This window comes from Oleiphilus sp. HI0079 (genome assembly GCF_001635105.1).
Map to the genome: position 1 here is coordinate 1 of NZ_LWFT01000828.1, position 20,069 is coordinate 20,069.

At 48.4% G+C, this 20,069-nt stretch carries 18 protein-coding genes; 14 read left to right on the forward strand and 4 right to left on the reverse strand.

Annotation, left to right across the window (positions count from 1 at the left end):
* A partial coding sequence (locus A3750_RS15400; protein ID WP_231871842.1) for an adenylate/guanylate cyclase domain-containing protein occupies positions 1–995 on the reverse strand: 995 nt, incomplete at its 3' end.
* A 203-nt stretch (positions 996–1,198) separates the two neighbouring features.
* Here A3750_RS15400 and A3750_RS15405 point away from each other — a divergent pair.
* The 13 genes from A3750_RS15405 (at position 1,199) to A3750_RS15465 (ending at position 14,447) form a co-directional block, all read left to right on the forward strand.
* Positions 1,199–1,774 (forward strand): nitroreductase, encoded by a 576-nt coding sequence (locus A3750_RS15405; RefSeq protein ID WP_082863290.1) that lies wholly within the window; start codon positions 1,199–1,201, stop codon positions 1,772–1,774.
* 141 nt (positions 1,775–1,915) lie between these two features.
* Positions 1,916–2,317 carry a flagellar basal body rod protein FlgB gene (gene flgB, locus A3750_RS15410; RefSeq protein ID WP_068457630.1) on the forward strand — a complete coding sequence of 134 codons (402 nt, stop codon included), beginning with the start codon at positions 1,916–1,918 and terminating at the stop codon, positions 2,315–2,317.
* 2 nt (positions 2,318–2,319) lie between these two features.
* On the forward strand, positions 2,320–2,754 hold the full coding sequence (gene flgC, locus A3750_RS15415) for a flagellar basal body rod protein FlgC (RefSeq protein WP_068457632.1): 435 nt from the start codon (positions 2,320–2,322) through the stop codon (positions 2,752–2,754).
* 13 nt (positions 2,755–2,767) lie between these two features.
* Positions 2,768–3,448 (forward strand): flagellar hook assembly protein FlgD, encoded by a 681-nt coding sequence (locus A3750_RS15420; RefSeq protein ID WP_068457634.1) that lies wholly within the window; start codon positions 2,768–2,770, stop codon positions 3,446–3,448.
* A gap of 20 nt (positions 3,449–3,468) precedes the next feature.
* Complete coding sequence (locus tag A3750_RS15425) at positions 3,469–5,436, forward strand: flagellar hook protein FlgE (RefSeq protein ID WP_068457635.1); 1,968 nt, start codon at positions 3,469–3,471, stop codon at positions 5,434–5,436.
* Positions 5,437–5,461: 25 nt separating this feature from the next.
* The gene (flgF, locus tag A3750_RS15430) at positions 5,462–6,202 is read left to right on the forward strand and encodes a flagellar basal-body rod protein FlgF (protein ID WP_068457638.1); all 741 of its coding nucleotides are present in this window, start codon (positions 5,462–5,464) and stop codon (positions 6,200–6,202) included.
* A gap of 102 nt (positions 6,203–6,304) precedes the next feature.
* Positions 6,305–7,090, forward strand: coding sequence for a flagellar basal-body rod protein FlgG (gene flgG, locus A3750_RS15435; protein ID WP_068457641.1), 786 nt, complete (start codon positions 6,305–6,307; stop codon positions 7,088–7,090).
* A 23-nt stretch (positions 7,091–7,113) separates the two neighbouring features.
* Entirely contained in the window at positions 7,114–7,836 is a 723-nt protein-coding gene (flgH, locus tag A3750_RS15440; protein WP_068457643.1) for a flagellar basal body L-ring protein FlgH, read from the forward strand.
* A 13-nt stretch (positions 7,837–7,849) separates the two neighbouring features.
* On the forward strand, positions 7,850–8,962 hold the full coding sequence (locus A3750_RS15445) for a flagellar basal body P-ring protein FlgI (protein WP_068457645.1): 1,113 nt from the start codon (positions 7,850–7,852) through the stop codon (positions 8,960–8,962).
* Positions 8,963–9,973: a flagellar assembly peptidoglycan hydrolase FlgJ gene (flgJ, locus tag A3750_RS15450; RefSeq protein WP_068457647.1), complete on the forward strand. Its 1,011-nt coding sequence runs from the start codon at positions 8,963–8,965 to the stop codon at positions 9,971–9,973.
* 2 nt (positions 9,974–9,975) lie between these two features.
* Entirely contained in the window at positions 9,976–12,657 is a 2,682-nt protein-coding gene (gene flgK / locus A3750_RS15455) for a flagellar hook-associated protein FlgK (protein ID WP_068457649.1), read from the forward strand.
* A gap of 26 nt (positions 12,658–12,683) precedes the next feature.
* Complete coding sequence (gene flgL / locus A3750_RS15460) at positions 12,684–13,904, forward strand: flagellar hook-associated protein FlgL (RefSeq protein WP_068465927.1); 1,221 nt, start codon at positions 12,684–12,686, stop codon at positions 13,902–13,904.
* A gap of 60 nt (positions 13,905–13,964) precedes the next feature.
* A complete protein-coding gene (locus A3750_RS15465) occupies positions 13,965–14,447 on the forward strand; it encodes a glutathione peroxidase (protein ID WP_068465928.1) in 483 nt (160 codons plus the stop codon).
* Between the two features lie 80 nt (positions 14,448–14,527).
* On the opposite strand, the gene A3750_RS15470 is transcribed toward A3750_RS15465, so the two are convergent.
* On the reverse strand, positions 14,528–15,310 hold the full coding sequence (locus A3750_RS15470) for a hypothetical protein (protein WP_068452487.1): 783 nt from the start codon (positions 15,308–15,310) through the stop codon (positions 14,528–14,530).
* Between the two features lie 272 nt (positions 15,311–15,582).
* Between A3750_RS15470 and A3750_RS15475 the strand changes: the two genes are divergently transcribed.
* Positions 15,583–17,760: a malate synthase G gene (locus A3750_RS15475; RefSeq protein ID WP_068521757.1), complete on the forward strand. Its 2,178-nt coding sequence runs from the start codon at positions 15,583–15,585 to the stop codon at positions 17,758–17,760.
* A 130-nt stretch (positions 17,761–17,890) separates the two neighbouring features.
* Here A3750_RS15475 and A3750_RS15480 read toward each other — a convergent pair whose 3' ends face one another.
* Entirely contained in the window at positions 17,891–18,859 is a 969-nt protein-coding gene (locus tag A3750_RS15480; RefSeq protein WP_068452482.1) for a hypothetical protein, read from the reverse strand.
* A gap of 27 nt (positions 18,860–18,886) precedes the next feature.
* Complete coding sequence (locus A3750_RS15485; protein ID WP_082873310.1) at positions 18,887–20,068, reverse strand: cupin domain-containing protein; 1,182 nt, start codon at positions 20,066–20,068, stop codon at positions 18,887–18,889.
* Position 20,069 lies beyond the last annotated feature (1 nt).

Sequence of the window (20,069 nt, forward strand, 5' to 3'; positions counted from 1 at the left end):
CTGATCCCTATGCGAATTTGCAGCGGCGTTTTTATGCCTTGGCTTTGCCACTTCTGACGAAGGATCTTCATGTGCTTACGCATTTCTATCGACATCGCAACGCAGGCAAGCGTATCTTCTTTTGGGCCTCTACTTGTTGGGTCGCCAAAGAAAATCATAATTGAGTCACCAACAAATTTGTCGATGGTTCCGCCATACTTGAGGGCGATTTGCGACATTTCGTTGAAGTAGGAGTTGAGGAGTTCTGTCAGGCTTTCTGGCTCCATTTCTTCTGCGAGTTCGGTAAAGCCTTTAATATCAGAAAAGAAAATGGTCAGCTTTTTACGCTGGGTCTCAAGTCGAACATCCCGCTCGCCGGTAAAGATCGACTGCCAGACTTGAGGTGATAGGTATTTGGCCAGCTTGTGTGACAGAGAGATGGATTGTTCTCGCTGGTGTTGTATTTGGGATTTTGCTTTGACGAGTGCTTTTGCTTGCTGGTGCGTGTAGTACGCCGTTACAGCGACGTACACACCTGCACCTATACCGGCGACAAGCGTCACAAGGGCTGGCTCATCGGGTTTGAACTCCAGACCAAAGACAAACGAGGAAACGATCAGAGATAAAAATGTCGTCAAGCTTCCAAGAGCCAGAAGACGGACTCCGCCCACAACAATAAAGCTGAAACAGAGCATGATGACAGAGAACAGAGTGGCACTGAGGCTAAATTTAATCAGTAGTAGCGTCACGCCCGTGATTGCGCCGTCCAATAGCAGTGTTACTTCACGAGCACGTGCGCTTTCTACGAGCTTAAAATGTCGAATGACAAAGTAGAGTAAGTGAGGCCAAAGCATGGCGAATGGCACAAACCAGATGAGTGCCTTATCGAAATGTCCGATTAAAATGCCAGTGATAAAGGTAATGGTCGACAATAAATACGCAAGTACTCGGCCATTATAGGCGGGCATTACTGATGGCGGAGCATCGTCTCTTGCGGTATTGGGAGTGTTGGGCATATTTTTGTTTACCGGTAGCGCGAGGTGTTTGCGCTGAAAATTCTTTGGTATCTCATGTGTTATCGGTTCAGACTGCGATATTTATTTTGTACTATAAGGTCTAGTCGCACCTTATGGTTCACGTTAAGGCACGTCCGATTTTTCGAGAGCTAGAGTAGCACCTCCATTTTTTATACACAATTTTTCTGAGGAACCCGAGCGCTATGAGCGAAATGTCATTATCTAGCGATGTTCTTGAGCTTTTGCATACGCGAGTCTCGTATCCGAGGCTTGAGTCTCCAGCGCCGGAGGGTGCGCTTTTAAAGCGGATTCTCATGACGGCGATGCGCGCTCCTGATCATAAGGTTCTTAGGCCAGCTCGTTATCTTTTAGTTGAAGGAGAACGTCGAGAGGAGCTTGGAGAGATTTTTGCCCACGCTGCTCAGCGAAGCGATCCGTCGGCTTCAGATGCGAAGTTAGAAAAATGTCGAGCAATGCCGTTGCGCGCGCCATTGGTTCTTGTAGCAATATCAAAAAACATTGAGCATCCAAAAGTGCCTGTTTTTGAGCAAGAGCAATCCGTCGCATCGGGATTAGCACACATATTGATTGCGCTTCAGGCCTGTGGTTTTGGTGGTATTTGGCGAACAGGTGATATGGCGGTTAATCCTCATGTTAAGCAGGCCTTGCGCATTGAGGAGCATGAGAGTCTGGTAGGGTTTCTCTACATAGGTACCCCTGTTGGTGATGCGAAGCGCATCCCGACACTTCAATTCGACGATCATTTTTATTACTGGTAGGCGTTCAGAGCGGCCGATTTTGATAGGTCATTCTTTGCCGTTCGCATCCCTCAGGTAAAATCCTAAGTCTCTGAATTTTATAATAAAAATAGTTGGCACTTCTCTTGCTTTTACTCTTCTATGTGAAACAGGAAGGGCTCAATGGCAATTTCATTCGATAATGCATTAGGTATACATCCGCAAGCGCTAGAGCTTCGGGTTCAGCGTGCTGAGTTGATGGCGAATAACCTCGCGAATGCTGATACACCTGGGTTTAAAGCACGAGACATCGATTTCAAAGCGGCTTTAGCGGAACAAAATGCGCAGCTTGGTGATCAGCTCAACATGGCGGCCACCAGCTCGGGACACATTTCGAATCATTCGGAAATGGGAAAAGCGGAAGTCCTTTACCGCACGCCTCTGCAACCTTCACTCGATGGGAATACGGTCGACACTCAGCAAGAGCTTGCCGAGTTCACTAAGAATGTTCTCGACTATCAAACAAGTTTCCAGTTTTTAAATGGAAAGTTTAAGTCACTTAGTAAAGCGATAAAGGGTGAGTAAGCATGTCTCTAAACTCTATTTTTGATATTGCCGGATCGGGCATGTCAGCCCAATCGGTCAGACTCAATACAACAGCAAGTAATATCGCGAATGCTGATAGTGCTGCAAGCAGTACCGGTGAGGTTTATCGCGCCAGAAAGCCCGTTTTTTCTGCCATCCAGCAAAATGCGATGGACGTGTTTATGCCCTCCATGCAAGACCAAGCAAGCCGTGGCGTGCAAGTGAAGGGGATTGTTGAAACGGATGCAGCTTTAGATATGCGCTATCAGCCTGATCACCCGCTGGCAGATGAAGAAGGTTTTGTGATGTATCCAAATGTGAATGTGGTTGAGGAAATGGCAGATATGCTTTCTGCTTCGCGAAGCTTTCAAACCAATGTCGATGTCATGGAAGCCGCAAAAACTATGATGCAACGAATTCTCACTCTGGGTCAGTAGGTAGGGCCAGATTATGACTGATATCAATACCAATAATGCAGTTGATCCGCTTTCGGGTTATCGACTGGAGGGCAGCCAGGAAGCCGCCAAAAAAGGCGATCTTGGTAAGAACGAGTTTCTTGAGTTAATGATTGCACAGCTTGAGAACCAGAACCCACTTGAACCGCAGGACAATGGCGCGTTTATCTCGCAGTTGGCCGAGTTTAGTGCGCTTGAAGAGATGCAGCAGATTAGCAGTACTGTGGATAGTTTCAGTGAGCAGTTTCAATCGTCTCAGGCCTTACAGGCTTCTGCCATGGTTGGGCGCAATGTTCTGGTGCCAGGCGCTGATTCACCGTTGCTGTCAGATGGAACCATCTCGGGGATGATTGATTTGCCTTCGGGTACGAGCAACTTGAGTGTTTCCATCCTCAACGGGTCTGGTGAATTGGTAAGACGAATAGATATGGGGCAGCAATTTGCCGGTTCCGTCCCGTTTAGTTGGGATGGCAAGAATGAGCAAGGCGATGTGATGCCCAATGACAGATACACAATAAAAGCAGAAAGCAAAACAAGTACTGGTTCTGAGCAGCTCGACACCTTATTTGCCTCACAGGTAATCAGTGTTTCGATCGCTCAAGGCGGTGGTGCGGTGACGCTTAATCTGGCTGGCCTAGGGAGCGTTCCGATAGAGAGCGTTCGAGAAATCAATTAGTTAATCAGTAGAGGTTCAACATGGCATTTAACGTAGCATTGAGCGGATTAAAAGTATCCGCAACTGATCTCGAGGTCACCGGCAACAATATTGCAAACGCAAGCACAGTTGGCTTTAAGCGATCGCGCGCAGAATTTGGTGATGCCTATTCAAACAGTTTTTTTGGCGGTGGCATTGCTGATGTCGGTGACGGCGTTCAGGTGCAGGCGATTCGTCAGATCCACAGTCAGGGTAATGTAGAGTTTACGGATAACGGCCTAGATATGGCGATTACCGGTAACGGCTATTTTATTCTGAGTGACAATGGTGAAGCGAAATATTCGCGCGCTGGGCAGTTTGGGGTGAACCGTGAGGGTTACCTTGTTAACAATACCGGCATGCGCGTGCAAGGTTTCCAGGCGGATGATGAAGGTAACGTTTCTGGCGTGCTTGGCGATCTAACCGTTGAGACGAATGATTTGGCTCCTCGACAAACAACCGACGTCGCTGCTTTGTTGAACTTAAGCTCCTCGGAGAGTGTGTTGGCCGATTCCGGAAGCACTTTAGAGTCCGATGGTACCGATGTCGGCGTTGCGCAAGCTGGGCCAACCAATGGTTACTCTGCGCAAAGCGTAACGGTGACCTACGATGATGGTAATCCTGCGACACCGACGACTACAGAGTCCGTGACAACGCAAGTGGATGAAAGTGCGCGCGCAATAGCGGACAGATTTAGTGCTCTGTCAGGGGTCAACGCGTCGGCGCGAACCTCGGTAAATATTACAGAGGCAAGTTGGAACAACGCGTCGCAAACCATGACTATTTCTGTCAATGGAGTGGTATTCCAGCCGACAGATCCAACCTTAACCGCGGGCGAGCAGTTAGCCGATATCGGCCAGCAAATTAACTCTTCGGCCTTGGTGGGCACGACCGCCGTATTGAATGGCAATGATCTAGAAATTATTCAAGACCAAGGTGAAGATTTGCGGTTTGCAATTGCTGGCACCGCGCCTGATGCCTTCGATGTACAGGGGAGTGCGGGTGCTGCGCAATCTTTAGCCGTTGGTGGTGGCACGACGGCAACTGTTGGTGGTGTGGTTGAGTTTATTCTTGATGATAACTACGCATTTAGCTCGGGTACGGGTGAAATTGTCGGCTCGACCGTTGGTCAGCCTTTTGTGAACAACGCCTTTGATCCAGTAGATGCCGGTACGTATAACCACGCGACCTCGACCAAGATTTACGACAGCCTTGGTAACTCACATGTGCTCGAGCTTTACTTTGTGAAGCAGCCTCAGCCATCGAATGTGGCTCAAGAGCAGAGCACATGGCAAATGCATGTATTGATTGATGACACAGATGTCGGCGATCCGTTGATTGGTACCGACCCATCGCGAGCAACATTCAATGTTGTCTTCAATGGCGACGGTACGCTCAATGAAACGCTTACAGACGACGTATTGATTTCTAACTGGATTCCTCTTGATGAAGAGGGAAATCCAAATGGTGCAACCTTGCCACTTAACGTTGTTGATGGTGGTGTGTTACCGATCGATTTTCCTCCTACTAGCTCTAACTTCGAGATTGATATTTCAGAGTTAACTCAGTTCGGTAGCCCTTTTGCAGTCAATGATTTATCGCAAAATGGCTACACGACGGGTCGGTTGGTTGGTCTGGATGTTGAGGGTGATGGTGTCATTCTTTCGCGTTTCTCCAATGGCGAGGCGCAAGTGCTTGGTCAGGTGGCTTTGGCGAATTTCCGAGATAAAGAAGGTTTGGCCCCTATCGGGGAGAGTGTTTGGATTGAAACATTTACCTCTGGTGATGCTGTTGTTGGTGCTCCGGGAACCGCTTCTCTGGGTGTGCTTACCGCGTCGGCCACAGAGTCATCGAACGTCGATTTGTCTCAAGAGTTGGTGGCATTGATTGTTGCTCAACGTAACTATCAGGCTAATTCAAAGACCATTGAAACATCCGACACAATTCAGCAGACCATTCTGAATATTTAATAGCGAATCCGGCAGGAGAAGGTAAGTGGATAAAGCGCTTTACATTGCAATGAGTGGTGCCAAACAGAATATGTATGCTCAGCGTGCGCACTCGAATAACTTGGCGAATTTAAATACGACCGGGTTTAAAGAGGATTTTGCGCAAGCGAGAGCAATGCCTGTTTATGGTGAGCATCACCCAACGAGAGCGTATGCCCTTACCGAGCGACCCGCGACACGTTTTGAGCAAGGCCCAATGCGTGAAACGGGTAATCCTTTAGATATTGCGCTCAGTGGCGAAGGGTGGATTGCAGTGCAATCTCCGGATGGTGAAGAGGCGTTCACGCGTGCAGGCGACTTGCAGATTGATGTAAATGGTCAGCTTCGAACTGGCGCAGGCTTACAGGTCTTGGGTGAAGGCGGCCCGATCGCTATTCCTCCCTCGGTCAGTGTAGAGGTTGGCGCTGATGGCGTTATATCTGTGTTGCCGTTAGGTGGAGATGGTGTGATTGCTCAGGTTGATCGTGTGCGATTGGTCAACCCGGACCCAGCGACGCTCGAGAAGCGGGGCGATGGTCTACTTTATGTCAAAGATGGCAATCCGTTGCCAGAGCTCGACGAAAATGTGCGTGTTGAATCCGGTTTTTTGGAAGGTTCAAATGTCAACGCCGTTTCTGCATTAACGGAAATTCTTTCCCTGTCTCGCCAGTACGAGCTTCAGGTCAAATTAATGGGTCAGGCTGATCAAAATAGCGAAGCCTCGGCACGGTTGTTGCAATTCTCCTAGTAAGGTCAATTAAGCGTCGTAGAGCGGCATAAAGTTGCAGCTCTCGAAGCATCAAATTGGACCGGTTATCGGTTCCCAATTTGAACTTTACAGGAGAGAAGTATGCATCCAGCTCTATATGTCAGTCAGACAGGCTTAAGTGCACAAGACACCAAGCTATCTACCATTTCCAACAATCTGGCAAATGTCGGCACCGTAGGTTTTAAGCGAGACGATGCGGTATTTCAGGATCTCCTCTATCAAATTAAGCGCGACCCAGGCGGGTTGACTTCGCAAGACTCGCAGTTGCCTTCAGGGCTTCAGCTGGGCACAGGTGTTCGTGTTGTTGGCACGGTGAAGGAATTCAGCCAAGGTTCGATGCAAGTCACCGAGCGTCCTCTCGATATGGCTATTTCAGGTCGAGGGATGTTTCAGATTGCGTTGCCAGATGGCACCACCGGATATACGCGAGATGGTCGTTTTCAAATCAATTCGGACGGTGAAGTTGTTACCGCAAATGGTCACCTTCTCGAACCTGCTATTACCATTCCAGAGGGAATCAATGAGCTGACGATCGGTGAGGACGGTGTTGTGACCGGAACCATTGTTGGCGATACAGCACTTCAAAACCTTGGGCAGATTGATCTCGTAGACTTCATTAATCCTCAGGGCCTTAAGGCGATTGGTAATAACTTGTTCCGCGAAACCGAGGCAAGTGGTGACCCAATCGCAGGAACGCCCGGCCTAGACGGCATTGGCTCGATTAGTCAGGGCATGCTTGAAACATCCAATGTCGATGTTGTGACCGAGTTGGTCAACATGATTACAACGCAGCGAGCCTACGAGATGAACTCAAAGGTGGTTTCGACTGCGGATCAAATGCTGCAATTTATTTCGCAGAACGTTTAACAGGTTTGGGTGAGCGTAGAACGATGCGTCGTATTTATCTTGAGCTTACATCGCGCTATTTTCATATAGCTTCGCGGCTCGTTATTGCCTCTTTGCTTGTTGCTATGAGCGGTTGCGCAGCGCTCACGCGTGAACAACCCGTGCCCGATGATCCGCGTTATGCCCCGATTCCAGCACAAAGCCTGATGATGGGTGAGCCAATCACAGGCAGTATCTATCAGTCTAATCGTCAGTTCAGTGTGTATGGTGATCAGGTTGCCATTAACGTCGGCGACATCCTTACGGTGAATCTTCAAGAGTCGACGCGCGCCACCAAACAAGCGGAAACGACGTACGACAAGGATGATGAGGTGGATTTCAATGAGGCCAATATTCTGGGTAATACCATCAACTATAAAGGCATGAGCTTGCTCACGGATCCCTCTTTTGAACGATCTTTCGAGGGCACTGCGGAGTCTGGGCAAAGCAATAGCCTCGCGGGCAGTATCTCCGTGACGGTTGCTGAAGTTTATCCCAACGGCTTGCTTCGCGTGCAGGGCGAGAAGTGGTTGAGCCTGAATCAAGGGGATGAGTTTATTCGTCTTACAGGCTTGATTCGTCCTGAGGACATCGGGGTCGACAACACGATTTCATCTTCCAAGATCGCGAACGCGCGGATCGCTTATGGCGGAACGGGTGAGTTTGATCAGGTGAATCGTCAAGGTTGGTTGACGCGCTTCTTCAACAGCGAGTGGTGGCCTTTGTAGCCGGGAGTACCTTATGTTGAGACGATTTTCTTTCTTAATCAGTGCCATTGCACTCGTGGTGTTAAGTGTTTGGTTGATCTCTCCAGCGCATGCAGATCGTTTAAAAGATATTGCTGGCATTGAAGGGGTTCGAAGTAACCAGCTCATCGGATATGGCTTGGTCGTTGGTTTGGATGGGACCGGTGATAAAACGCCCTTTACGAGCCAGACCTTTCGGAATCTGATGAATCAGTTCGGCATCACGATCCCTCCAGGCGTCGACCCGAAATCTAAGAACATTGCCGCTGTCGCTGTGCATGCGGATTTGCCTGCCTTCGCGAAACCTGGCCAAAAAATTGATATCACCGTTTCAAGTCTTGGTGATTCTAAAAGTCTGCGCGGTGGCTCCCTATTGATGACGCCTCTTAAGGGTGCGGATGGACGAATCTATGCGATCTCACAGGGTAGCCTTGTTGTTGGCGGCTTTGGTGCAGAAGGCAGTGACGGATCATCGATTACCGTCAATGTGCCGAGTGTTGGCCGTATTCCGAACGGCGCCACCGTAGAGCGTTCAATTCCAAGTCCTTTTAGTCAGGGCGACAGCATTACTTTTAATTTGCATAATCCTGATTTCACAACAGCGATGAATGTCTCTCAGCAAATCAACGACATGCTTGGTCCTGGTACGGCTTACGCTCAGGATGGTGCTTCTATAATTGTGCGTGCTCCTCGCGACTCTGCGCAACGCGTCTCTTACTTATCGATGCTTGAGAATTTGAATGTCCAACCGGGCGAGGCGCCTGCACGCGTCATCATTAATTCCCGAACGGGTACGATCGTTGTTGGTCAGAATGTTCGTGTTCTGCCTGCGGCAGTTACGCATGGTAGTTTGACCGTGACCATAAACGAAGAGCCAGAGGTTAGTCAGCCAAACGCCTTTGCTGACGGTGAAACGGTTGTCGTGCCTCGCTCTGAAGTGAGTATTGAGCAAGAGAATGGGCGCATGTTTGAGTTTGGCCCAGCGACAACGCTGAGTGAGATCGTGCAGGCAGTGAATCGGGTTGGTGCTGCTCCGGGCGATATTATGGCCGTGCTAGAGGCTCTTAAGCAGGCTGGAGCATTGAAAGCGGATCTAGTGGTGATCTAAATGATTCAGACACCAGATGTTTCAAACTATAACGACCTGAACGCTCTGCAGAATTTAAAATCTGCAAGGCACAAGGACAGTCGTGAAGGCATCAAGGCCGTCGCCGAACAGTTTGAGTCGATGTTTATATCCATGATGCTGAAATCGATGCGAGACGCGAACAAGACGTTCTCCGAGGGGAATATCCTCTCAAGTAACGACACCGAGTTTTATCAGGAAATGTTTGATTCGCAGATCTCTGTTTCTTTGGCTGGTGCTGGCGATGGAGGCATCGGACTTGCGAAGGTGATTGAACGTCAGTTGTTGGAAAATAAAGGTTTGAAGCAGGAGTCAGGTCTAGAACAAGCACTCAGCATGGCAGACATGTCTACTTATGAACGAAAGGACTTCCCGCGCTTGAACGTCGCTAGATTGGGTGATGCGATGGATGAGGTAGATCAAGTGCTAGATATTGAAGATTCAATAGCGCGGATTCCTGAAGAGCAACACGTCGCAGCGACACCGATCACAGCGTTTTCTTCACCAGAACAATTTGTTGAGGCGCTAGCGCCTATTGCCTCTAAAGTCGAAGCACAAACTGGCATATCCGCGCGCCTCATGCTTGCGCAATCGGCCCTAGAAACAGGTTGGGGCCAGAAGCCTATTTTGAAGGGCGATGGTTCGCCGAGCTTTAATTTGTTTGGCATTAAGGCGAGTGGGAATTGGCAGGGAGAGCAGGCAGACATTGTGACCACAGAATTCCATCAAGGGGTTGCGGTGAAACAACGTGATGCGTTTCGTGCTTATGGCTCGTTTGAAGAAAGTTTCCAAGACTATGCGCAGTTTTTGCAGGGCAACCCTCGTTATGAAGAGGCTTTGACAGTGCGAGAGAAACCGATTGAATTTGCGCGAGCCCTGCAAGACTCTGGTTATGCGACAGACCCTCAATATGCCGATAAACTGGGTCGCATCATGCACAGCCGTTTGTCTGATATTGACTTGTCTACCTCCTCATTCACGGAGGAACAGTAATCATGGCTGATTTGATTAATATTGGTGTAAGCGGTCTTAAAACGCATCAGGTTGCGCTCTCGGTTACCGGCAATAATGTCGCGAATATCAATACGCCCGGCTATAGTCGACAAGAAGCCATTATTGTCGATAAGCCAGCTCTGCAAACGGGCGGAGGCTATGTTGGGCAGGGCTCTACGGTTGATGCCATTCGTCGCATTACCTCATCGTATATTACCGAGCAGCTAAGAACCGATACGTCGATTTATCAAGAGCGTGAAGCGGTTCTTGAGCAAGCGTCGGTGATAGATAATTTGTTGGCTAGCACCTCTACCGGCTTAACGCCATCGATGAGCCGCTTCTTTGAGGCGCTTTCAGGTGCTGCTGAGGATCCAACATCGATTCCTCAAAGACAGTTACTTTTGACACAAACCGAGGGTTTGGTGGCACGTTTTCAATCGCTTTCTGAGCGGCTAGAAAGTGTGATCTCTGGCATCAACCAGCAAATTGAAGCGGATACCTCCTCAGTTAATGCACTTGCAAAAGGGCTCGCCGAAGCGAATTCTGCGATTGCTCTGGCAAGCAGCACGGGTGGGGCAGGACAGCAGCCAAATCAGCTTTTGGATGAGCGCGACGAATTACTGCGTGAACTCTCAGAATACGTCTCTCTCCAGGTTGTTGAGAATACATCGAACGGGACTGTGAATGTCTATCTTGGCAAAGGCCAGCCACTGGTTCTTGGGACGGAAGCTTCAGAATTAAGGGCTGTCCGTAATCCGGAGGACGGGCGTCTTATTGATGTCGCGTTGGTGAGCTCAGGCATCGAGCAAAACATAACCGATAGTTTGACGGGAGGGTCCATCGGCGGTGCGCTGTCTTTTCGTGATGGTGATCTGTCATCGACGATCAACGCGATAGGGCGTATTGCGATTACTCTTGCCGACACCATGAATAAGCAGCATGAAGTCGGCATGGATTTAGAGAACAATCTTGGGGGGCTCTATTTTTCGGATATCAACGATCCAGAGGTTGCGCGTTCCAGAGTGATATCGAATTCGCTCAACCAGCCACCCTATGATCAGTCTTTGTCGGTGACCATTACGGATGTAGCGCAATTAACGACGGATAACTATGAGCTGCGTTTTGAAGGGCCGGCCGATTCTGACTACATCATCGTCAACAAAGGAACTGATGAAACGGTATACAAATCGACGCTGTCGAATGTTTTTCCGAGCCGGGTGACCATTGATGGCTTTCAATTAACCTTTGACGGCGGTACATACAAAGTCGGTGATAAGTTCTCGATTTTACCAACGCAATCCGGGGCGATCGACATCAAACAAGAGGTTGATCGTGTTGAAGAGATCGCTCTAGCGGCACCGGTTCGTGCGCGCAGTAGTTTGGGTAATATTGGTTCAGCGCAGATTAGCCTTGGCGAAATGCTGGATGTAAATAGCCCAATTACTAATCAGCCCTTACCCGCTTTTGAGGTCGACGGTGAGCTGACACCGCCGCTGTTGGTTCGCTTCATTACCGATGATTATTATGAGGTGCTGGATAACAGCAATCCGGCTGACCCTCAGCCATTGTCTCCTCCGATTAATAATCAGTTTTTCTCTCAAGGTTTAAGCAATACGCTGTTTACTTCTGACCCGGGGGCGACACTCGTTACGGCAAGTGGTGCGGATACTTTAACTCTGCCTGCTCCGGGAGCGGGTCCTTATACAAATGGCTATGGTGCACAGACGCTCTCTTTCCAGATACGAGATGCGGAAACAGGTATTGTCACATCGCAAAGCCTGAATATCGCAGCTAACGCATCTGCCAAAGATGCAGCGAGTGACATTACCTCCATCGAGGGCGTTGAGGCGACAGCCTATACGATGGCGAGGCTATCGAATTTTACGGATGATGGAGACCCGACTCCGTTAGGACTTGTTATTAATGGTGAGACGATTACGGTGAATCCGCCTGCACTGTATGAGCCTGTAGAGGTTGCGAAAGCCATCAATGACAACGCGGCGCTTCAAGGCTTGTCGATCGTTGCGGTGAGTGACGGGACGTCTGTCGATCTAAGGGCGCTTACGGGTGAAGATATCGTTGTTGAAGTGACAGGTGTGGGCGACAGTGTCGATGTAAGTAGAGTCGATCCCTATACCCCGGGCGCTCCGGTTTTAGCAACGCAAACGGTGAATGCAGGGCAAGGTATTGCCGTTGGTGGTGCCATTGATGTCAGAATGGTTGATGGGGTTTCGTTTACGAGCAATGTTTCTACGTTGTTTGAATTGGCACCGACATCCCAATCAACCTATCGAGGCTTTACCTTTGATATTCAGGGGCAGGCGCGCAAGGGTGATGAGTTTAATATCGAGTACAACACGGACGGCGTGTCGGATAACCGAAATGCCTTGGCAATGTCTTCACTGGAATTTGAAAACTTAGTCCAGGGTTCAGTTTCCTATGGCGAATCGTATTCGCAGGTTGTTGAAAAGATCGGAACGGTGACCAACAGAGCTCGTCTTGAAAGTGAGTCAGCGCAGGCATTGCTGATTCAAACAAATAATATGCGTGATTCAATCTCTGCGGTAAATCTCGATGAAGAGGCCGGAAAGCTTGTGCAATTTCAGGCGGCGTATAATGCCTCCGCTCAGGTTGTGTCGGTCGCGAGGGATCTGTTCGATACCTTGCTGGGTGCTTTCCGTTAGTGTCGCATGGAGTGATGGAGTAAGACATGAGAATCTCTACCATACAAATTTTTGAGCGTGGTATTTCATCAATACAGGATGTGACTGCGCAACAGCAAAAAACCCAAGAACAACTGGCAACGGGCAAGCGGGTTCTCACGCCTGCGGACGACCCCGTCGCATCGACTCGAATTCTTGAGCTAAATCAGGAAATAGCTATCAATACTCAGTTTCAGCGCAACGTTGAGTTGGCAGAGGGGCGTTTGTCACTACAAGATGACCGACTTGGTGGTATCAGTGATGTCATAGAACGTATTCGAACCTTGGCGGTTTCTTCGGGTAACGGTGGACTTTCCAAAGATGATCTTGGTTCGATTGCCTCTGAAATCGAACAGCGCCTTGATCAGTTAGCGGGCTTATTGAATGCGCGTGACGCGAGTGGCGAGTACGTGTTTAGCGGATTTCAGGGTGGTACGCAGCCGTTTGAGAAAAATGAGTCTGGATCTTATCGTTATCAGGGTGATGAAGGTGTTCGGTTTGTTCAGATCGAAAGCTCTGTGCGTATCCAAACAACCTTAAATGGGCAGGAACTGTTTGAAGATATGCCGGCCTATACCAATACATTTTATACTCAGGCGGGCGAGGCTAACCAAGCTAACCCTCCTGCAACAATCTCTGTTGGTCAGGTGATTGATCAGGAGCTCTATGATGCGTTTTACCCTGAAGATTTAGTGGTGGAGTTTACTAGCCCCACAACCTTTAACATTAAGGAAAAGTCTTCAGGCTTTGTATTGCAGTCAAATGTGGCTTACCAACCAAATGGCCCTATTCAGGCTCAAGGTGTTCAGTTTGAGATCAGCGGTGCTCCGGTTACAGGAGACACTTTTTCGATCGAATCATCAGAAAAACAAGGCTTGCTCAGAACCACAGAAAAGTTCATCTATGGTTTGCGGAACTTCTCGGCAACACCTGAGGGTAGAGGTAGTTTTGATGAGTTGCTTGAGTCAACTCTTGCCAATTTGGATTTCGCGTTTACATCCGTACTCGACGCACGAGGCCAGCTTGGTGCACGGTTGAACACTTTGGAAACCGGTCTTGAGCAACTGAAAGATTCAGAGATTATTACTCAAGAAGCGCTTGGTAAATTAGAGTCTGTGGATTACGCCGAAGCGATTAGTCTTCTCTCGTTACAGCAGTTTAGTCTTGATGCGGCGTACTCCTCTTTTAACAGGATTACCTCGCTGTCATTGTTTGATCGAATCGGATAAGCTCCGAAGAGCGTAACTTCTTTCTATCATTCGACAATGCAACCTCTATAAGGACAGTTAATGAGTGCGATTTACGATATTGAAGTCACCACGATTAAGGGTGAAAGCAAGAAATTAGAAGACTTTAAAGGCAAGGTTCTTCTGATTGTGAATACAGCGAGCAAATGCGGTTTTACTCCTCAGTTTAAAGGCTTGGAGAGTTTGTATGAGAAGCACAAAGATCAAGGTCTCGAGATCTTGGGCTTTCCATGCAACCAGTTTTTAAGCCAAGATCCAGGCTCTGATGCTCAGATCAGTGAGTTTTGCGAGTTGAACTACGGCGTCACTTTCCCGATGTTCAGCAAAATTGATGTGAATGGTCCGGGTACACATCCTTTGTATCAGTTTCTCAAATCTGAAGCGAAAGGTGTTTTAGGCTCTGAGAAAATTAAATGGAACTTTACTAAGTTTCTAGTTGATGGTGAGGGCAAGGTGCTCAAACGTTATGCGCCGAACACGGAGCCTAAAGACATTGAGAAAGACGTTGCCAAGCTGATCGCTTAATCGATCATTTCAGCGAAGGTGTTTTGGCGGGTCTTCCCGCCAAAGTTGCATTTAAGGGGGTTTCCTGGAGCTTTTGTTGGCTAATCGTCGTAATTGTTTTTCTTTTTCCACTCATCTTGTGGCGTGAGGAAGTCGTCCCAGTCTTCATTGCTTTCAATTTTCTCTTGGTTTTTCTGTTTTAGTTCCTCTGAGCGTCGATCTGCGATTTTGTTCAGCGATGCCATCTGCTCTCTGTAGCTTTGAATATTTTTGGCTGCCTCCGGATGGTTTGCGACATCTTTTAGTGTTTCTATTGCGCTGTGATAATTGTGAATCGCGACGCGGGGTTTCCCTGAATTTGCGGCCTGTCTGGCCTTTTCCGAGAAAAGATCCGCTTTTGACTGTCTCGCCAAGAACCCGACGTGGGCCATATATTGCTGCGCCTGCTCGGGAGAAATGAGTGCCTTTCGTTGCCAAAGGTGCAAAAGCTTGTAGAGATTTTGAAGCAGAACCCTCACTTCTCTGGCTTTTTCCGTGCTATCAAGTTTTATCGCGGGGAAGCTTGGTGAGTTTTGTTTTATCTCCTGAATTTTTTGTTCGTCTTCAGCAATATATTCGGCGTGCTTTGCTGACGGCTTGACTTTTCCCAGCTCCTTGATGGCATAGATAGATTGCTCTCGAAGGATTACGCGCAGCATGTTGTCCATGTATTGGGGCGGCATATCGGAGAGAATGAGCTGAATATTGTTGTAGCGCTCTTGTAGCGTGGTTGCTAGACGCAAACGTTCCATGCGGGCTTTCTCGCGAGCTTGAACAAATACGATGAGCGCGATTCCTGCGCATACCAGGCTTCCTACCGCGATCGTGACTGCTACTACGGACATAGATTCGTCTCTAAGTTTTAGCTGTAAATGGTTGTTTTTTATTCAGTATAGTCAAGGTATTCAATATTGTTTGAAAAGCGCGCATAGCGGTGTCCTCGTTTGTTACGTTGAGTATTCAATCCATGAATAGCTGATGCCCTGTTGGATGGTTGGGATTTGAGCTGTTTTCATGTACTATTTGCGCCCCTTTTTAGTCGAGTCTGATGCGCTTTTTAGGCGCTTGTCAGGCAAATTCAGTAAGTAACTATTTTAGCGTTGAGGCTGATTTAACAATGACAGAACGCGTTCAAGCTGCTGGCCTGCAGGTCGCAAAAGAGCTATTCGATTTCGTAAACGACAAAGCAATCCCAGGCACGGGCGTAGACCAAGAAGCATTTTGGTCTGGCTTTAGTGCTATTGCCAATGAACTTGCTCCGCGTAACCGGGAGTTACTAGCTAAGCGTGATGACATTCAGGCAAAGATTGATGCCTTTCATGCTGATCGCCAAGGGCAGGATCTGGATTTTGCAGAGTACAAAGCTTTCTTGAAGGACATTGGCTACCTCGTAGAAGAGGGTGCAGACTTTGAAGCATCGACGGCCAACGTAGAACCAGAGATTGCTGAGATGGCGGGACCGCAGTTGGTGGTCCCTGTAATGAATGCACGTTTCGCATTGAATGCTTCCAACGCTCGTTGGGGTTCTCTTTACGATGCACTGTATGGCTCAACGGTTATTTCTGAAGACGGCGGTGCAGAGCGTGCTGGTGCATACAATAAAGTGCGTGGCGACAAGGTTATCGCGTATGCGCGTGGCGTTTTAGATACAGCCGCTCCGCTTGCTAGCGGCTCACATGTCGGTTCTAGCGGCTACGCTATTGAATCTGGCAAGCTTGTGGTCACGTTGGCTGACGGCGCTACTTCTGGCCTAAAAGATGAGAGCAAGTTTGTCGGTTATACCGGTGATGTTGCTGCGCCGAAGTCCATCTTGATCAAGAACAATGGCTTGCATATTGAGATTGTATTTGATGCGAACAGCCCTGTTGGATCAACAGATGCAGCCGGCATTAAAGATCTTATTATGGAAGCCGCTTTGACGACCATCATGGACTGCGAAGATTCCGTTGCCGCCGTTGATGCAGAAGATAAGGTTACAACTTACGGAAACTGGTTAGGGTTGATGAAAGGCGATCTTTCTGAAGAGGTTTCCAAAGGTGGTAAAACCTTTACGAGAGTGATGAATCCAGATCGAGAGTTCACTGGCGCTGATGGCAAGATCTTTTCTTTGAAAGGCCGTTCAATGCTGTTTGTCCGTAACGTTGGTCACTTGATGACGAATCCAGCCGTTCTTTTGGAAGACGGTTCCGAGATTCCTGAGGGCATCATGGACGGTGTGATCACGGCATTGATTGCTATCCATGACTTGAAAGGCAACAGCCCGTTCAAGAACTCGACAACCGGTTCGGTGAACATCGTTAAGCCAAAAATGCATGGTCCTGAAGAGGTTGCATTTGCAAACGAATTATTCGGACGCGTCGAAGACGCACTCGGCCTGCCTCGTTTCACAATGAAGATGGGCATCATGGACGAAGAGCGTCGCACCACTGTTAATCTCAAAGAGTGTATTCGTTCGGCGAAAGATCGTGTTGTCTTCATTAATACTGGCTTCCTTGATCGCACGGGAGATGAGATCCATACCTCAATGCTAGCTGGTCCTTTTGTTCCGAAGACTTCGATGAAGCAACAGACGTGGATTGGTGCTTATGAAGACTGGAACGTGGATACCGGACTAGAGACTGGTCTGCAGGGTCGTGCTCAAATTGGTAAAGGCATGTGGCCGATCCCTGATGAGTTGGGTCTGATGATGGAGCAGAAAGTAGGTCACCCTAAAGCGGGAGCTAACACGGCTTGGGTTCCTTCACCAACAGCGGCGGCTCTCCATGCAATTCACTATCACCAAGTGGATGTATTTGCGGTTCAAAACGAGCTTAAGTCTCGTACTCACGCGAATGTTGATGACATCTTGAGTATTCCTCTAATGACTCAGGATCAAAAAGACGCATTGACTGCGGAACAGATCCAGAACGAGTTAGACAACAACTGTCAGGGTATTCTTGGCTATGTTGTTCGTTGGGTTGATCAAGGCGTTGGTTGTTCAAAAGTGCCTGATATCAACAACGTAGGCTTAATGGAAGATCGCGCAACTTTGCGTATTTCTTCTCAGCACGTTGCGAATTGGTTGGAGCATGGTGTTTGCACGAAGGAGCAGGTTGAAGCTAGCTTGCAGCGTATGGCTGCCATTGTTGATGGTCAGAATGCGGGTGATCCAGCTTACATTAATATGGCTCCAGACTTTAACAGCATTGCGTTTCAGGCGGCTTCGGACTTGATTTTCAAAGGCAAAGAGCAACCTAGTGGTTACACTGAGCCTCTACTTCACGCATATCGTTTGAAGTTTAAAGCAGCGCAATAAGTTAGCACTGCCCAACAATAAAAACCGCGCATCTCTCATAGAGATGCGCGGTTTTTTCGTTTTAGCTAGGGTCATCTTATCGGCTTAGAGTCTACTTAGAATTTGTGTGTCTGAGGACCTGTCTTGTTCGCTAAATGGCGAGGCGACGCAATTCAGAGGAGGGGATTGAGTGCTGCCATAGATTTTCGTATTGATAACTGAGTCGCTGCAGGGTGAGCAAGCTGTCTAGATGCGCCTGGCCTTTAAATCCATGCTCTCTCTTTCTTACAACGGCGTGAGCATCATCAGCTAGATAAAGCCACTCTTTTGGTGCTATGCGCCTGTCATGGATCCGGCGTATGCTGACAAAGCTCGAGAGACGGTGCGCAAGATCCAAAATAGGACTGTGACCTTGAGGACGGTGGCGATCATTTTCGAGAAGGAGTCGAATTTCTACTTGCCGGCTATGGAGCACGAGGTCTTGAATATGGCTTACCACTGTTTTGTCATTCAGAATCGGGTCATCGAGGTTCTCGCAAAGCATGAAGACTTTTCGCTGCGAGTTGGTCAATATCATGCGGCAAAGCTCTCTATACGAAGCCATCGTATCGAAACGGATGCTGCGTTTCGCTTCTTCTGATGGCTCTGGCGGAGCGCCGTTACTATCTTTCAGAGGAGCATCTCCAATTAATCTAAAGCGGGGTTGTAGAGATTCCAGATTCGGTTGAATCAATTCAGTAAGGTCGCTGCTGGAATGCATGCCGGGGATGGTGATATTTTCTTCCATAAAACCCGCATCTAAAAACACCTTGGTATAGATGGGAGTCGCTGCCGTAGAAACTTCGTTAACGCCCGCTTTGTGCAGTTGCTTGAGCAAATGGCTTAAAAGAATCTCGGCTAAGCGTGTGGAAATATGGCGTTGGGAAACATGCAGAAAATCGATACGTGCAAAACGTTCAGCCGGGCGGGCGCTTGCAGCGCCTAGTAAGCGATCACCGAGCATCGCAATACACAGCTGCGAGCCGTGCATAATTCGCGTGCCTGCCAACTCTTCGATTTGTCGGCGTACTTCCGGCGGCAGTGCGCCGGAGCTGATGTAGTTTATATTTACAGAGACCATAGCTCGGCTCCGTCTCACCCTAGGTTGTTATGCGGCTTGTTCTACTTGAATGCTGCCATTTTTTAGAAGCATAGCAACGAGCTCTTTGGTTTCCACTTTATTGCAGAAGGTTAACAGAGTCTGTGCGTCATATTCATCTTCTGAGCATAAGTATTGAACAAATGTTAAATGCTCTAAATCGAGCTCGGTACTGCACCCATCAGTGAATAGTATGACGGCATTATTCTGTTCGATATAAAGGAAGCGAGAGCCTTCATTCTTATAAATCATCTCAGCCTGATAAATCTGCTCGGCTATTTGATGCGCGTCGATAAGTCCTTCGTCAGGAATAAGTATCGCGGAATTTTTAGGCTCTGACAGATATTCACCTAGCCAGCGATCAAAGGCTTGGTCACTTTCAATCGCACTAAGCAGCAGTTTTTTAAGTGCTTCGCGGTCTTGTTTTTCCAATGCGGCGGGATTATTTGCACGCTTTCGTTTGGGATCACTAAAAAAGCTGTTCTCTGCAGCGCTCTCTTGCTCACAAATGTAGTGGGTAAAACTGCTTAGTAGCTCCAGTTTGCGTGGTGCACGAAATCCTACAGAGAGCGTAATGCAATCGTTCTCGGCAACGCCGAAATGAGCGAGCCTTGGAGGTACATATAAGATATCGCCAGGGTGCAGTACCCATTCGTCATTGGTCTTGAAGTCTTTCAGTATGCTCAGCTGGGTATCATTTCTGGTTGCCGTGTTTTGGTCGCACCATTGCCCGAGTTTCCACTTGCGGCTGCCATACGCTTGAACCAAAAAAACATCATAAAAATCGAAGTGGGGGCCTACGCTACCTCCTTTCGGGGCATACGAAGCCATTACGTCATCAACACGCCAGTCCGGAATAAAGTTAAATTGTCTTTTTAATGTTTGAACCTGCGGGACCCAAGCGTCAAGCTGTTGTACGAGAAGCGTCCAATTGGCGCTATCAAGCTGTGCAAACGTCTCTTCGTTGAATGGGCCTTGCTCCAGAATCCAATGTTTATCTTCACGTTGCTCAATAATAATGCGTGACTCGACATCGTCTTCGAGACTGAGTCCAGCTAAGTCATCAGGAGTAACAGGGGATTCGAAGTGCGGCAGCGCTCCGCGAATTAGGAGCGGCTTTTGTTGCCAATAATCGGCTAAAAATTGCTCGGCAGAGAGTCCGCCGAGCAACGTAAGAGCTTGATTTGCCATC

Coding starts and splice junctions, on each gene's coding strand:
- flgK (WP_068457649.1), top strand. CDS start 9,976: ATGGCTGATTTGATTAATATTGGTGTAAGCGGTCTTAAAACGCATCAG.
- A3750_RS15405 (WP_082863290.1), top strand. CDS start 1,199: ATGAGCGAAATGTCATTATCTAGCGATGTTCTTGAGCTTTTGCATACG.
- flgH (WP_068457643.1), top strand. CDS start 7,114: ATGCGTCGTATTTATCTTGAGCTTACATCGCGCTATTTTCATATAGCT.
- A3750_RS15480 (WP_068452482.1), bottom strand. CDS start 18,859: ATGGTCTCTGTAAATATAAACTACATCAGCTCCGGCGCACTGCCGCCG.
- flgG (WP_068457641.1), top strand. CDS start 6,305: ATGCATCCAGCTCTATATGTCAGTCAGACAGGCTTAAGTGCACAAGAC.
- flgC (WP_068457632.1), top strand. CDS start 2,320: ATGTCTCTAAACTCTATTTTTGATATTGCCGGATCGGGCATGTCAGCC.
- A3750_RS15465 (WP_068465928.1), top strand. CDS start 13,965: ATGAGTGCGATTTACGATATTGAAGTCACCACGATTAAGGGTGAAAGC.
- A3750_RS15470 (WP_068452487.1), bottom strand. CDS start 15,310: ATGTCCGTAGTAGCAGTCACGATCGCGGTAGGAAGCCTGGTATGCGCA.
- A3750_RS15445 (WP_068457645.1), top strand. CDS start 7,850: ATGTTGAGACGATTTTCTTTCTTAATCAGTGCCATTGCACTCGTGGTG.
- A3750_RS15475 (WP_068521757.1), top strand. CDS start 15,583: ATGACAGAACGCGTTCAAGCTGCTGGCCTGCAGGTCGCAAAAGAGCTA.
- flgB (WP_068457630.1), top strand. CDS start 1,916: ATGGCAATTTCATTCGATAATGCATTAGGTATACATCCGCAAGCGCTA.
- A3750_RS15485 (WP_082873310.1), bottom strand. CDS start 20,068: ATGGCAAATCAAGCTCTTACGTTGCTCGGCGGACTCTCTGCCGAGCAA.
- flgL (WP_068465927.1), top strand. CDS start 12,684: ATGAGAATCTCTACCATACAAATTTTTGAGCGTGGTATTTCATCAATA.
- A3750_RS15425 (WP_068457635.1), top strand. CDS start 3,469: ATGGCATTTAACGTAGCATTGAGCGGATTAAAAGTATCCGCAACTGAT.
- flgJ (WP_068457647.1), top strand. CDS start 8,963: ATGATTCAGACACCAGATGTTTCAAACTATAACGACCTGAACGCTCTG.
- A3750_RS15420 (WP_068457634.1), top strand. CDS start 2,768: ATGACTGATATCAATACCAATAATGCAGTTGATCCGCTTTCGGGTTAT.